The 12,614-nt window shown below is 72.4% G+C and carries 12 protein-coding genes, 1 tRNA gene and 1 other annotated feature; of the genes, 6 read left to right on the forward strand and 7 right to left on the reverse strand.

Features of this window, described 5'->3' with window-relative positions; all coding sequences use genetic code 11:
- Positions 1 to 126: 126 nt before the first annotated feature.
- From NRP21_RS27905 to NRP21_RS14590, 3 genes are all read left to right on the forward strand, one after another.
- The gene (locus NRP21_RS27905) at positions 127 to 1,329 is read left to right on the forward strand and encodes a hydroxysqualene dehydroxylase (RefSeq protein ID WP_308219897.1); all 1,203 of its coding nucleotides are present in this window, start codon (positions 127 to 129) and stop codon (positions 1,327 to 1,329) included.
- An 85-nt stretch (positions 1,330 to 1,414) separates the two neighbouring features.
- Positions 1,415 to 2,386, forward strand: a complete 972-nt coding sequence (locus tag NRP21_RS14585) for a tripartite tricarboxylate transporter substrate binding protein (RefSeq protein ID WP_257716948.1) — start codon at positions 1,415 to 1,417, stop codon at positions 2,384 to 2,386.
- Complete coding sequence (locus NRP21_RS14590; RefSeq protein WP_257716949.1) at positions 2,386 to 3,264, forward strand: alpha/beta hydrolase; 879 nt, start codon at positions 2,386 to 2,388, stop codon at positions 3,262 to 3,264. Before NRP21_RS14585 ends, NRP21_RS14590 begins: the two co-directional genes overlap by 1 nt.
- Here the strand turns inward: NRP21_RS14590 and NRP21_RS14595 are convergent.
- On the reverse strand, positions 3,252 to 3,917 hold the full coding sequence (locus tag NRP21_RS14595; RefSeq protein ID WP_257716950.1) for a DsbA family oxidoreductase: 666 nt from the start codon (positions 3,915 to 3,917) through the stop codon (positions 3,252 to 3,254). The genes NRP21_RS14590 and NRP21_RS14595 overlap by 13 nt on opposite strands.
- Positions 3,918 to 4,075: 158 nt before the next feature.
- Here NRP21_RS14595 and NRP21_RS14600 point away from each other — a divergent pair, with 158 nt between their 5' ends.
- Entirely contained in the window at positions 4,076 to 4,819 is a 744-nt protein-coding gene (locus NRP21_RS14600) for an SH3 domain-containing protein (protein ID WP_257716951.1), read from the forward strand.
- 60 nt (positions 4,820 to 4,879) lie between these two features.
- Here NRP21_RS14600 and NRP21_RS14605 read toward each other — a convergent pair whose 3' ends face one another.
- Entirely contained in the window at positions 4,880 to 5,302 is a 423-nt protein-coding gene (locus NRP21_RS14605) for a DUF2934 domain-containing protein (RefSeq protein WP_257716952.1), read from the reverse strand.
- 245 nt (positions 5,303 to 5,547) lie between these two features.
- Here NRP21_RS14605 and NRP21_RS14610 point away from each other — a divergent pair, with 245 nt between their 5' ends.
- The gene (locus NRP21_RS14610) at positions 5,548 to 5,976 is read left to right on the forward strand and encodes a hypothetical protein (RefSeq protein WP_257716953.1); all 429 of its coding nucleotides are present in this window, start codon (positions 5,548 to 5,550) and stop codon (positions 5,974 to 5,976) included.
- A 49-nt stretch (positions 5,977 to 6,025) separates the two neighbouring features.
- Here NRP21_RS14610 and NRP21_RS14615 read toward each other — a convergent pair whose 3' ends face one another.
- The 4 genes from NRP21_RS14615 to NRP21_RS14630 form a co-directional block, all read right to left on the reverse strand.
- A complete protein-coding gene (locus tag NRP21_RS14615; protein WP_257716954.1) occupies positions 6,026 to 6,358 on the reverse strand; it encodes a DUF2934 domain-containing protein in 333 nt (110 codons plus the stop codon).
- 206 nt (positions 6,359 to 6,564) lie between these two features.
- A tRNA-Leu gene (locus NRP21_RS14620) sits at positions 6,565 to 6,649 on the reverse strand.
- Positions 6,629 to 8,725 (reverse strand): protein-disulfide reductase DsbD family protein, encoded by a 2,097-nt coding sequence (locus tag NRP21_RS14625; RefSeq protein ID WP_257716955.1) that lies wholly within the window; start codon positions 8,723 to 8,725, stop codon positions 6,629 to 6,631. Before NRP21_RS14625 ends, NRP21_RS14620 begins: the two co-directional genes overlap by 21 nt.
- A gap of 50 nt (positions 8,726 to 8,775) precedes the next feature.
- Positions 8,776 to 9,729 carry an aldo/keto reductase gene (locus NRP21_RS14630; protein ID WP_257716956.1) on the reverse strand — a complete coding sequence of 318 codons (954 nt, stop codon included), beginning with the start codon at positions 9,727 to 9,729 and terminating at the stop codon, positions 8,776 to 8,778.
- Between the two features lie 113 nt (positions 9,730 to 9,842).
- Positions 9,843 to 9,898: a sequence feature (sul1 is cis-regulatory element that is thought to sense ions involved in sulfur or methionine metabolism; They are found in Alphaproteobacteria), on the forward strand.
- A gap of 67 nt (positions 9,899 to 9,965) precedes the next feature.
- On the opposite strand from NRP21_RS14630, the gene NRP21_RS14635 reads away from it, so the two are divergent.
- Complete coding sequence (locus NRP21_RS14635) at positions 9,966 to 11,441, forward strand: SulP family inorganic anion transporter (protein WP_257716957.1); 1,476 nt, start codon at positions 9,966 to 9,968, stop codon at positions 11,439 to 11,441.
- Between the two features lie 580 nt (positions 11,442 to 12,021).
- On the opposite strand, the gene NRP21_RS14640 is transcribed toward NRP21_RS14635, so the two are convergent.
- On the reverse strand, positions 12,022 to 12,564 hold the full coding sequence (locus NRP21_RS14640) for a DUF1003 domain-containing protein (protein WP_257716958.1): 543 nt from the start codon (positions 12,562 to 12,564) through the stop codon (positions 12,022 to 12,024).
- Positions 12,565 to 12,614: the final 50 nt, after the last annotated feature.

Consider the following 12,614-nt stretch of genomic DNA (forward strand, 5'->3'; position numbering starts at 1 on the left):
AGCCCCTTCAGGGCTCCTCCGACCGAGGGCGTTTAACAGGCGGGAGGTGCAGGAACCTCAGGTTCCTGCCGGGTTGGGGCGCGGGGAAGGGCGGCGCCCTTCCCCGAAGGCCGCAAGGACCACCCCATGACCACCCACGTCATCGGCGCTGGCCTGGCTGGGCTGGCTGCCGCGCTGGCCGTGCGCGGGCGGGTGGTGGTGCATGAGGCGGCGCCGCTGGCTGGCGGGCGGGCGCGGGCGCTGGCGGATGGGCTGGACAACGGCACGCACGCGCTGGTGGGGGCGAACCGGGCGGCGCTCGGCTTCCTGCGGGAGATCGGGGCGCGGGACGGGTGGGTGGAGCCGGAGCCGGGCGGGCTGCCGGTGCTGGACATGGCGGATGGGCGGGCGCGCCGGGTGGCGCTCTCGCCGCTGGGGTGGTGGCGGAAGGACCGGCGGCCGGAGGGGGCCGGGGTGCGGGCGCTGGGGGCGCTGCTGCGGCTGGCGGGGCCGGGGGATGTCTCGGTGGCGCAGGCCATGGCGGGGCATCCGGCGTTCCTGCGGGGCTTCGTGGAGCCGCTGGTGATCGCGGCGCTGAACACGCCGGTGGCGGAGGCGTCCTCGCGCAGGTTGGGGGCGGTGCTGCGGCGCGTGGGGGCGCCGGGGGCGGCGCGGCTGCTGGTGGCGCGGCGCGGGCTGGGGCCGGACCTGGTGGAGCCGGCGCTGGCGGCGCTGCGGGCGCGGGGCGTGGAGATCCGCCAGGGGGCGCGGTTGCGCGGGCTGCGGATCGGCGAGGACGAGGTGGTGACCGCCCTGGAGTTCGGGGATGAGACCCTGGCGCTGGGGGACGGGGATTCGGTGATCCTGGCGGTGCCGCCCTGGGAGGCGGCGCGGCTGTTGCCGGGGCTGCCCGTGCCGGTGGCGCACGCGCCGATCCTGAACCTGCACTTCGCGCACCAGACCCCGGGGCCGGTGCGCTTCCTCGGCGTGCTGGGCGGGCTGTGCCAGTGGGTGCTGGTGCGGCCGGATACGGTGGCGGTGACGGTGAGCGCGGCGGATGCCGAGGCGCGGGAAGCGGCGGAGGATCTGGCCCCGCGCGCCTGGGCGGAGATCCGGGCGCTGGCGGCGGCCTTCGGCCTGCCGGGGGAGTGGCCGGAGACACCGCCGCCCTGCCGCGCGGTGAAGGAGAAGCGGGCCACGCCGCGGCACCGGCCGGGTGATCCGGCCCCGCCGCCTGTGCTGGTGCTGCCGAACCTGGCGCTGGCGGGGGACTGGATGGAGCCGGTGCTGCCGGCGACGATCGACGCCGCCGTGCGCGCGGGACGGCGGGCGGCGAAGTCGCTTGGCTGAGAGGCGACGGGAGGTTGCGCACCGGGAAGGACCCGTCCAGATTGTCTGACAATCGAGGAATGCTGGTCTGGACAGGAGTTCGGTGGTGCGCATCACCCGTCAGCAGTTTCTCGCCCTTCTGCCCGGCCTTGCTCTGGCGCGGGCGGGCCACGCCCAGGGTTTTGCCTTCTCCCATCCGGTTCGGTTGATCCTCAGCACCCCGCCAGGGGGCGGCGCGGATGTGACGACCCGGCTGATCGCGCCGCAGGTGGCGGAGAGGATCGGCCAGCAACTGGTCATCGAGAGCCGGCCGGGTGGATCGGGGCTGATCGCCGGCGGCTATGTCGCGCAGCAGGCGGCGGACGGGCATGTCTTCCTGGTGGACATCGCGACCCACACGGCCAATCCCGCGCTGGGGCGGGCCATGCCGTACCGCGTGCTGGAGGACCTGGTGCCGGTGACGCAGGTGGTCCGCGGCGCCAATGCGCTGGTGGTCCATCCCTCCCTGCCCGTGACGAGCCTGGCGGAGTTCATCGCGCTGGCGAAGGAGAAGGGCGGCACGCTGACCTACGCCTCCTCAGGCAACGGCTCGGCGCAGCACACGGCGATGGAGATGTTCCGCGACGCGGCGGGCATCCGGCTGACGCATGTGCCCTATCGCGGCGGGGGCCCGGCGCTGGTGGACGTGATGGCCGGGCATGTGTCGGCCTTCTTCGCCTTCATCCCCTCGGCCATGCAGCACATCCGCGCGGGCCGGATCCGCGCGCTCGCCACCACGGGCAGCGTCCGGTCGCCGAGCTTCCCGGAGCTGCCGACGGTCGCGGAATCCGGCTTCCCGGGTTTCGAGAGCTATGACTGGAACGGCATCTTCGCGCCGGCCCGCACGCCGCCGGGGGCGATCGCCGGCATGCAGGCCGCGGTGGCGCAGGCGATGGCGGTGCCGGAGCTGCGCGCGCGGATCGACGAGCTGGGGCTGGAGCCCGTGGCGAGCGAGCCGGCGGCGTTCCGCGCCATGCTGGAGGCGGACATCGCCAAGTGGACGGCGGCCGTGAGCCGCTATGGGATCCGCGTGGACTGATGCCCGCAGACCACCGCGCCGCGATCGACAATCTGCCCGAACTCGCCACCTGGCTGGAGGGGCAGTACGACCTGCGAGGCCGCCATCCCGAGCGGGAGCCGCTCTATGCGGAGTACGCCGCGCGCAGTGCCCGCTTCCGCGACAGCTCCTCCTGGTCGTGCCTGCGCTACGCGGCGCCGGAGCGCTGCACGATCGACTGGTTTCCGCCGCCCGGGGGTAGTGGGGCGGTGCCGCTGCTTGTCTTCCTGCATGGCGGCTTCTGGCGCGCGGGGGACAAGCGGGTCTTCTCCTTCCTGGCGGAGCCCTTCGTGGCGGAAGGGGTGGCCGTGGCGCTGATCGGCTACGAGCTGGCCCCGGCCGTCAGCGTGACGCGCATCGCCGAACAGGTTGCCGAGGCCGTGGCATGGCTGGTGAAGGAGGCCGGGCGACTGGGCTTCGATCCCTCGCGGATCACGCTATCCGGCCATTCCGCCGGTGGGCACCTCTCCGCCCTTCTCAGCGCGGCGCCGCCGGCGGGCTTCGGCGTGCCGCGCTTCCACGGCGTCATGCCAATCAGCGGGATTTTCCGCCTCGCGCCCATGCTGCTCACCAGCATCAACCACGCGGCCCGGATCACGCCGGAGGAGGCGGTTGCCCTCAGCCCGGCGCTCAAGGCGGAGTTCCACGGGCGGCGCTACCACGTGCTCGCCGGGGCAGGGGAGACGGAGGAGTTCGTTTCCCAGACCCGGGAGTTCGGGGCGATGATGGAGGTGGCCTGTCCCGGCAGCACGACCGCGCTGGTGCCGGGGCGGCACCATTTCGACATTTTCCAGGACCTCGCGGACCCGGCTTCCCCGGTGTTCCGCGAGGCGCTGTCGCTCGTCTCTCAAGCGGCCTGACCGGTCCGCAGCGCCTCTCGGATGGCTTCCGCCATCGCTTCCGCGGGATGGGCGCCGGAGATGATGAGCTGCCGGTCCAGGATCACCGCGGGCACGCCGCCCAGGCCCTGCGCGCGGGCGGCGTCCTGCGACACCTCATGCGCCAGCTCGTCGGCCGCCAGCATCGTGGCGGCGCGGCCGGGCGGCAGGCCGGCGGCGTCGCCGATGGCGGCCAGCACCGCCCTGTCCCCGATATCGCGGCCTTCCGCGAAGTAGGCGGAGAAGACGGCCTCGGCCACGGCATCGGCCAGGGGGGCGCCGCCTTCCAGCGCGGCCAGGCGGATCAGGCGGTGGCTGTCCAGGGAGTTGGGGCTGCGCTCGATCCGCTCGAAGTCGAAGGGGATGCCGTCCTTGGCGCCCTCTGCCGCGAGGCGGGCATCGAGTTGCCGGCCGCGCTCCATGCTGCCGAATTTCCTCGCGCGGTACTCGGCGCGCGGCATGCCGCCGGCGGGCATGTCGGGGTTGAGCTGGAAGGGGTGCCACTGGCGGGCCAGGCGCAGGCCATCGGCGGCCAGCATCGCCACTGCCTTGTCCAGCCGCCGCTTGCCGACCCAGCACCAGGGGCAGACCGTGTCCACCACCACCAGCAGCGTCGTCGCCTCATTATCCGCCATCGGTGGTCTCCCTCTTCCGCGGCGCGCAGGGAAGCACGGCGCGGGCGGCGTCACCACGGGCGGGCGACATAACGAAGGATGGGCTCCACGGATTCGTGAAGGAAAGAAGGAGACCTGTCGCGCGTTTTGCGCCCGTCAGAACAACCGGGCGGAGAGACATGATGCGCAAGGGATTTCTCCTCGCCGGGCTGCTGGCGCTGGGCGGGTGCCTGGAGGATGCGGCGCCGAAGCCCGCGGCGAAGGCCGATGACGGCGCGATGGCCCGTGTGAGAACCGCTGCGGAGGAGCGCGTGCGCGGCGTTGCGCGCGATGCGAACACGCTGCGCTTTCGCGCCGTGGAGACCTATCGCCAGGCGATGGCCGACACCTATGCCGTTTGCGGGCAGGCCACGGTGGCGGGGGATGCGGTCTATATCCCCTTCGTTTCCGTGGTGAGCCAGCGCAACGGCGCGACGGAGGTGGAGCAGTTCATCGGCCGCAGCAACATCGAGGCGACGCGCGTCTATGTCGAGCTGGTCGGCCGCTGCTTCGAGGGCGGCGGGCCGGTGCAGCGGGCCGGCGGCACGCTGGTGAGCGCGCCGACGCCGCCGCTGCCGAACGGGCTGCCGCTGCTGGACCAGGTGCAGCCTGAGCCGCCCAGGGCCTCCGATCTCGTCACCGCTGCCGCGAGTGCCGCGCCCGCCGCCGCCGGGACGGTGGTGATGAAGCAGAACGGCAACCTCCGGGCCTCCCCGGGTGGTGGTGGCGCCGTGCTGCGCGTGGCGCGCACGGGCACGGTGATGAACATCTTCGGCACCGCGCCCGGCGGCTGGTTCCAGGTGGGCGACGCGGGGCCGGAGGGCTGGGTGCACAGCACGGTCGCGGCCCGGCAGTCCTCGGGCGCGCTCGCTTCCGTTCAGTAGGGGCGGGCCACAGGGGGCGAGGTTGGGCGCCGTCCGGCCAGGGCCGGTGCCCAGAGCGCCCTAGGACTTCTTCTTGCCCTTGATGGCGGCCTTGGCGGCCTTCGGCGCTGCCGCGGCCTCGGCCGGGGTGGAACCGCCATCCGGCGCCGCGAGGGTGGCGGAATCAGTGGCGGTCGCGGCCTTCGGCCTCTTCGCCTTTTCCTTCGCGTCAGGCTTGGCGGGCTTGGTCGCGGCCGCGGCCTCGGCCGGGGTGGAGCCGCCATCCGGCGCTGCCGGGGTTGGCGCCTTGTCCCCCGCCCTCTTCTTCGCCCGCTCGGGCTTCGGAGAGGAGGCGGCCTCGTCCGTTGCGCCCGCGGCGCCGTTTGCCTCGGCAGCCACCTCCCGCGCCGCCTGCTCCCAGTGCGCGTCGTGCTGCCCTTCGGGCCTGCCCGCGCTTTCCCAGATCGCGTAGGCCCGCTCGTGGATGCGCTTGTCGTCCGTCATGATGCTCTCTGCTCGTGGAGCGGTGGTAATCCCATTGTCTCCCGCCGGCACCAACCTGCGGCAAGCAATGTTCCCCCTCGCCGGAACCACAATGCCTTGAGAAAGGGCGGCACGGCGCGGGTGCGGACCCGCTTCGTTCCGTGCCGGGCCGGGCGTGTTGCCGCTTTCCCTCACCTTCGGGGCGGAGGGCACCGGGCGTTAACTTCGTGTTCACTAATCGTTCTTGTCTGGGCTATCCTCCGGCCATGCCCGAGTCCCGCCCCGCCCCGCCCGATCTCGACGTGCTGGCCGCCCGCCGCGCCGCCCGATTGTACCGCGCGGCGGTCGCGCGCGGTGTTCCCGAGGGGAGCGCCTGGGCCGATGCGGTGGAGGTGTTCCGCTTCTATCACCCGGCCTGGCCGCTGCCCCTGGTGGAGCGCGAGGCCGCCCGGGTGGTGGCCGCGTTGATCGAGCGCGAGGACGTGGACGTGATCGCCAGGGCGAGCGCCGAGGCCGTGCGGAGCCTGCCGCCGGCGCGCCTGCTGCGGGAGCTGGCCCGGCCGGTGGTGCCGCAACGGGAGGAGTTGGAGACCCCCGTGCCGCCCGAGCCCCGCGACGCGTGGCGCGCCTATGCCGGCCTTCTGAACCCGCCGGGGCTGCCGCGGATGGCGGGGTATGGGCTGGGGGCGCCCTGAGGGCACCCCCAGCCCCTGCTTACCTCCGAGCCGTTCCGCGGCCCCGTCCTCAGCCGCCGGCCACGCCCTTGATGACGATCCCGGTGCCGCCGCAGGTCTCGCATGTCCTGCCCTGGAGGCGGCCCGAACCCTGACAGTCCGGGCAGACATCCTCGCCCGTGCCCGGCGTGCCCGGCGCGGCATCGTCGCCGGGGTTGAGCTGGGGGGCGGAGTCGCTGGCGGGGGTGGCGCCCTCGGCCGTCAGTTCCGGTTGCTGGCCGGAGGAGCTGAACTCCTGCTCGGCCCTCTGCCAGTGCTCGGCGTGGCGCCCCTCAGGGCGCCCTTCCTGCTCCCAGATGGCGTGCGCGCGTTCCCTGATGAGGTCCTGCTTCTGGTCCTGCATGGCTGACTCCCCTGGACGATTCCGGCTTGGCAACAAGGATCATGGGAAGTCGGGTGCGGCGGGCCTAGCGGGTGTCGTTTCACAAGGGCTTGCCTTCGCGGGGAAGGCGGCGCGAAGGGGCGCCCTTCCAAGCGAATGCCTTGCCTGTGTCGGGGGCGGCAAAGCTGCGCCCGCCGGGTGATCCGCCGTGAATGGTCCCCCGTGAATGGTCCCCCCTGCCGGATTCGAACCGGCACACCCAATGGGTGAGCGATTTTAAGTCGCCTGCGTCTACCGTTCCGCCAAGGGGGGAGGGCGGCGCAGCATAGCGCTTCCCACCCGCGCGTCATCCGGGCGCGGCGAGGGATGGGGGAGGGCTGCGACGGCCTCCGTCACCATGCGCTCCGTGAGGATCTCGGGCAGCACCACCGGCGCGCCGCTTCCGGCCGGGTAGAGGAGGTAGAGCGGCACGCCCTCCCGCCCCTGTTCGCGCAGCAGGGCGGTGATGGCGGGGTCGCCGCGCGTCCAGTCGCCCGTCAGCACGGCCAGGTTGGCGCGGGCGAAGGCGGCGCGGGTAGCCTCCGTCTCCAGCGCCACGCGCTCATTCACGCGGCAGGTGATGCACCAGGCGGCGGTGAGGTTGACGAGGACGGGGCGGCCTTCCGCCCGCAGTGCGGCCACACGGTCGGCGGACCAGGCCTCGCCGGCGGCCTCCGCACGCGGGGCGGGGGTGGTGCCGGACAGGGCGGGGAGGGTGGCGAGGGCAGCCGCGAGCGCCAGCCCTGCTGCGCCGCGCCCAACCCAGCGCGCGCGCCCGACGGGGGCAGCGCCCAGGGCCCAGGCGGCGAAGCCCACCAGCACGGCACCGGCCAGGGTCCAGCCCAGCCCTTCCGGCCCGGCCTGGACGGAGACCACCCAGGCCAGCCAGGCCGCCGCGCCGTACATCGGGAAGGCCAGGGCCTGCCGCAGCCGCTCCATCCAGGCGCCCGGGCGCGGCAGGAGGCGGGCGAGGCCGGGCGCCGCCGCGATCAGAAGCTGCGGAGCCGCCATGCCGACCCCGAGGGCGGCGAAGACGGCCAGGGCGGCGGCGGGGGGCATGGCCAGGGCGGCGCCGAGGGCGGCGGCCATGAAGGGGGCGGTGCAGGGCGTGGCGACGGCCACCGCCAGCAGCCCCGCGCCGAAGCTGCCGCGCCCGCCGGAGAGGGCCGGGCCGGCCACGGCGAAGACACCGGAGAGGTTCAGCCCCACCGCCAGCATCAGCCAGGCCATGGCGGCCACGAAACCCGGGGCGGTGAACTGGAAGCCCCAGCCGGCCGCCACCCCCGCCGCGCGCAGCCCCACCAGCGCGCCGCCGAGCAGGAGGAAGGCGGCGACGGCCCCGGCTGCATAGGCCAGGGATTCGGCCCGCAGCGCCGCCCGGCCGGCGCCGGCGTGGCGGGCCAGCGCCATGGCCTTCATGGCCAGGATGGGGAAGACGCAGGGCATGAGGTTCAGGACCAGCCCGCCCAGCACGGCGAGGAGCAGGGCCTGCGGGAGGGGCAGCCCGGCGGGGGCGGCGGGCATCGGGCCCGGCGCGACTGAGAGGCTGTAGGCGCCACGCACCCCGGCGGCATCGGTGATGGCGAGGATGCCGGAGAGCTGTTCCGGCAACGCGGCCGGCCCGCGGGTGAGGGAGAGGGTGAGGGCGCCTTCCCGCAGGGAAAGGGGCTGGGGCGCGGCGCTCTCGATCGCGCCGGGCGCCTCGGGGAAGAAGAAGGCTTCCTTTACCGTGCCGGGGGCGAGGCCGGGGCCGGTGATCTCCAGGGCGCCGCGGGGGCCCTCGAACCCCGCGCGGGCGGTGAAGGGCAGGGGGCGGGGGAGGGCGGCCTCGGCGGCGCGGAAGAGGGGGGCGGCGTCCGGGTCGGGGCGGGGCGCGGCCTCCACCGGCAGGTCCAGGCGGAAATCGCCCTCCTCGGGGATGCAGAGCTCGGCGCAGACGAGCCAGCGGCCCGTGCCCTCGATCGTGTAGAGGCGGCCGGGCCGGAGGTCGGCGGGCGGGGTGACCGTGAGGGGGAAGATCGCCTCGCCGGTATAGCCGAAGCTCACCAGTGGGCCGGTGGGGATGCGGCTGGGGGCGGGAAGGGCCATGGCCCCGGCCGCGCCGCCATCGGGGAGGGTGAGATCGAGGGCGGGCGCCTCCCCGGCATCGCCGGGATTGGTCCAGTAGCTGTGCCAGCCCGGCGCCATCACCATCCGCAGCGCCAGGCGGAAGGGCTGGCCGGGGGCGACTGCCGCGCTCTCCGCCACCAACGTCACGCGGGCGCGGGGGGATTCCACCGCGCCGCTCTCCACCGCCCGCGCCGCGGCGGGGGCGAGGAGGATCGCCAGCAGGAGGAGCAGGGGGCGCATGGTCCGGGGATAGGCCCGATGCGCGCCCCGCCGCAACAGCGCTCCGCCGGTCAGGCCGCGCTCGCCGCGTCCAGCGCCGCGATGTCCTCGGGCGCCAGGGTGAGGTGGACGGCGCGGACGAGGCTTTCCAGCTGCTCCGTGCTGGTGGCGCTGGCGATCGGGGCCGTCACGCCCTCCCGCGCGATGACCCAGGCCAGGGCCACCTCGGCGGGCTTGGCGCCGCGGTTCGCCGCCACCTGATCCAGTGCGTCCAAGATGCGGAAGCCGCGCTCCGTCAGGTACTTCTCGATCCCCGCGCCGCGCTTGCTCTTCGAGAGGTCCTCCTTCGAGCGGTACTTGCCGGAGAGGAAGCCGGAGGCGAGGCCGTAGTAGCTGATGACGCCGATCCCCTCCTTCACGCAGAGGTCGCGCAGGGCGCCGTCGAATTCCTCGCGGTCGTAGAGGTTGTATTTCGGCTGCAGGGATTCGTAGCGCGGCAGGCCCTTCTCCTTCGCGACCTTGAGGGATTCGGAGAGGAGCGCGGCGTCGTAGTTGGAGGTGCCGATGGCCCTGACCTTCCCGGACTTCAGCAGCGTCTCGTAGGCGCGGAGCGTCTCCTCGTGCGGCGTGTTCGGGTCGGGCCAGTGGCTCTGGTAGAGGTCGATCACGTCGGTGTTCAGGCGGCGGAGCGAGTTCTCCACCGCCGTCTCGATCCACTTGGCGGAGAGGTCTCGGTGCCCCTGGCCCATGTCGGAGCCGACCTTCGTCAGGATCAGCACCTTCTCCCGCTTGCCGGGATTGGCGCGCAGCCAGTTGCCGATCACCGTCTCGGACTCGCCGCCCTGGTGGCCGGGGGCCCAGCGGGAATAGACGTCCGCCGTGTCGATGGCGTTCAGCCCGGCATCGACAAAGCCGTCCAGCAGGCGGAAGCCGGTGGGCTCGTCGGTCGTCCAGCCGAAGACGTTGCCGCCGAAGACAAGGGGGGCGATCTCCAGGCCGGACCGGCCGAGCGGGCGCTTCTGCATGGGGTTCATCCTTTCCGCGATGCGGCCCGAAGTTGGGCGCGGATCGTCCCGCCCACCAGGGGGCGGTTCGTGTTGCAATGCAGCAAGGGCGCGGTTAGCATCCGGCCATTCATCCCGGACCCGGTGAAATCCCGGGTGGCTCTTCCGGCCGCCGATCCGCCGGACAACGCATCAGACGCGACTGAACAGGGTGCCGCCCCGCGGCGCCGTCGCGTGCCTCTTGCGGAAGCACCCCTATGAAAGACCAGCCCATCACCCGCGACCGGACCGAATGGTTCGCGGGCCCCGCCGCGCTGCGGCGCGACATCCTGGCCGGCATGGTCGGGACCTTCGCCCTGATCCCGGAGGTAATCGCCTTCTCCTTCGTCGCGGGCGTGGATCCGGAGGTCGGGCTCTTCGCCTCCTTCGTCATCGGCGTGGTGATCGCCTTCGCGGGCGGGCGGCCGGCGATGATCTCGGGGGCCGCCGGATCAGTGGCGCTCGTCGCGGCCGCGCTCGTCGTCTCGCATGGCGTGCAGTACCTGCTGGCCGCCACGATCCTGGCGGGGATCTTCCAGATCGCCTTCGGCCTGGCACGGCTGGACGTGCTGATGCGCTTCGTCTCGAAATCCGTCCGCACGGGCTTCGTGAACGCGCTGGCGATCCTCATCTTCTCCGCCCAGGTGCCGCAGATGCTGGGCGTGACCTGGCACACCTACGCGCTGATCGCGGCGGGGCTGGCGATCATCTACCTCGTGCCGCGGATCACCACGGCCATTCCTTCGCCGCTGATCTGCATCCTCGTTCTCACGGCCTTCACGATGACCGTGCCGATGCCCGTGCGGACTGTGGCCGATCTCGGGCGGCTGCCGGATTCGCTGCCCTCCTTCCTCATTCCCGACGTGCCCTTCAGTCTCGATACCCTCGCGATCATCGCGCCCTACGCGCTGGCCATGGCGGTGGTGGGGCTGCTGGAATCCATGATGACGGCGAGCGTGGTGGACGAGCTGACGGACACCACCAGCAGCAAGGCGCGGGAATGCACGGGGCTGGGGCTGGCGAACCTCGCCGCCGGCTTCTTCGGCGGCATCGCCGGCTGCGGCATGATCGGGCAGACCGTGGGCAATGTGCGCTTCGGCGGGCGCGGCCGCGTCTCCACCCTCACGGCAGGGGCCTTCCTGCTGATCCTGATGGTGCTGCTGCGGCCCTGGGTGGCGCAGGTGCCCGTGGCGGCGCTGGTGGCGATCATGGTGATGGTTTCGGTCGAGACCTTCTCCTGGTCCTCGCTGCGGGACGTGGCGCGGCATCCGAAAGTGTCCAGCGCGGTGATGTTGGCAACCGTCGTCGTCACCGTGCTCACCCACAACCTTGCCCTCGGCGTCGCGGTGGGCGTGCTGCTCAGCGGCGTGTTCTTCGCCTTCAAGGTCATGCGCCTGATGGACGTGGCGACTGCTTACGACGCCGCCACGGACACGCGCACCTACACGGTGACGGGCCAGGTCTTCTTCGCGAGCGCCGACATCATGGCCGATGCCTTCGACACGCGCGACGCTGCGGCCCGCGTGCGGATCGACCTGACACGGGCGCATCTGTGGGACATCACCGCCGTCTCCGCGCTGGAGGGCGTGGTGGCGAAGCTGCGGCGCCACGGCGCGGCGGTGGAGGTGATCGGGCTGAACGAGGCGAGCGCCGTGCTAGTGGACCGGCACGGGCCGGCGATCCAGGCGGGGTAGGGCGGCTTGCCGTAGGGGGAAGGGAGAAGGAAGCCTTCCTATCCCCTAAGGAAAAGGCCATCTCTGACGGGACGAGTTCATCTCAAGGTCCAGCCGCTCCCTCAGCGTCTCGATTATGGCGCGTCCGACCTTCGCCTCATTCTCGAAGCCGCAGGCGATCATCCGCCGCACGATCTGCTCGTGCCGGGAGATGCGCGCCCGCAATTCGTCGATTCGCGCCTCGGTCGCACTTCGTGCCGTGCTGGCTGGCTGATCGTCCCAGGGGAGGGGCGCTTCCTGTGGCATGACCGTGCCTCGCTGAAATCTGGCGACGGCAGGTCATCCATCAGTCACAAGAAGCCGGGATAGCCTTGCGATGATTATGTCTAGCAGTGCATCCGCCGCCCCCGCGTTAGCCTGGGCTAGCTTTCGATCTCTATTTCGCCCGGCCTGCCTGCCTGCCGGCTTCGGCGCGCAGGCCGGGACTATGGGAGTTACGGCGCCACTCCTCGGTTCCTGTGCCTGCGGGCGCCCGAAGCAGGCCCAACCGATGTCCTGACCTGGGCTTTCCGGGGATGAGGGCTTCCCCGTGCCACACCGCTCACCCGTGTTCCTGCCGCGCCTCCAACTCGTCCAGCACGGCCTCGGGCGCCACGTCCTCCTCCACTTCCCGCATCTCGGGATCGGCTTCCGCACGGATGTTCATCCGTTCGGCGATCTGCACGACCAGCCGAGAGAGCTTCGTCAGCTCGTGTTCGGTCAGCAGGTTGATCTGCAGGTCGAGATCCGCCCGCTTGTCGGCAGCGGCGGCCATGCGGTTCTGGCTGATGAGCACGAAGGTGGAGAGGAAGATTGCCTCCACCGAGGCCTCCATCGCCAGCACCACGAAGGAAGGGTCAAACTTCGGCACGCCCGGGATGAAGCCGAGGTTGATGGCGATCCAGGTCCCGTAGAAGGCGAGGTGGATGTAGACGAAGGTCATGCTGCCGGTGAAGCGCGTGATCGCCTCCGCCACCCGCTCCTGCCGGGTGGCGTTCGCGGCTTCCCGGCGGCGGCGCTCCTCCAGAACCTGGATGTTGCGCTTGAGGGAGGAGGAGAGGCTTTCCGGCCGGGGTTGCGGAACGGTCGGGGCGGCGGGGGGCATGGGCAGTCCTCCTGACGGTGCGGCGGGCTGGGCCGGCCGCCGGGGCAGAA

The sequence above is a fragment of the Roseomonas populi genome, from assembly GCF_024594815.1.
Lineage (GTDB): Bacteria > Pseudomonadota > Alphaproteobacteria > Acetobacterales > Acetobacteraceae > Roseomonas > Roseomonas populi.

Bases quoted from the DNA above. Each gene is read 5' to 3' on its own strand.
- NRP21_RS27905 (WP_308219897.1), top strand. From the start codon at position 127: ATGACCACCCACGTCATCGGCGCTGGCCTGGCTGGGCTGGCTGCCGCG.
- NRP21_RS14590 (WP_257716949.1), top strand. From the start codon at position 2,386: ATGCCCGCAGACCACCGCGCCGCGATCGACAATCTGCCCGAACTCGCC.
- NRP21_RS14595 (WP_257716950.1), bottom strand. From the start codon at position 3,917: ATGGCGGATAATGAGGCGACGACGCTGCTGGTGGTGGTGGACACGGTC.
- NRP21_RS14600 (WP_257716951.1), top strand. From the start codon at position 4,076: ATGATGCGCAAGGGATTTCTCCTCGCCGGGCTGCTGGCGCTGGGCGGG.
- NRP21_RS14605 (WP_257716952.1), bottom strand. From the start codon at position 5,302: ATGACGGACGACAAGCGCATCCACGAGCGGGCCTACGCGATCTGGGAA.
- NRP21_RS14610 (WP_257716953.1), top strand. From the start codon at position 5,548: ATGCCCGAGTCCCGCCCCGCCCCGCCCGATCTCGACGTGCTGGCCGCC.
- NRP21_RS14615 (WP_257716954.1), bottom strand. From the start codon at position 6,358: ATGCAGGACCAGAAGCAGGACCTCATCAGGGAACGCGCGCACGCCATC.
- NRP21_RS14625 (WP_257716955.1), bottom strand. From the start codon at position 8,725: ATGCGCCCCCTGCTCCTCCTGCTGGCGATCCTCCTCGCCCCCGCCGCG.
- NRP21_RS14630 (WP_257716956.1), bottom strand. From the start codon at position 9,729: ATGCAGAAGCGCCCGCTCGGCCGGTCCGGCCTGGAGATCGCCCCCCTT.
- NRP21_RS14635 (WP_257716957.1), top strand. From the start codon at position 9,966: ATGAAAGACCAGCCCATCACCCGCGACCGGACCGAATGGTTCGCGGGC.
- NRP21_RS14640 (WP_257716958.1), bottom strand. From the start codon at position 12,564: ATGCCCCCCGCCGCCCCGACCGTTCCGCAACCCCGGCCGGAAAGCCTC.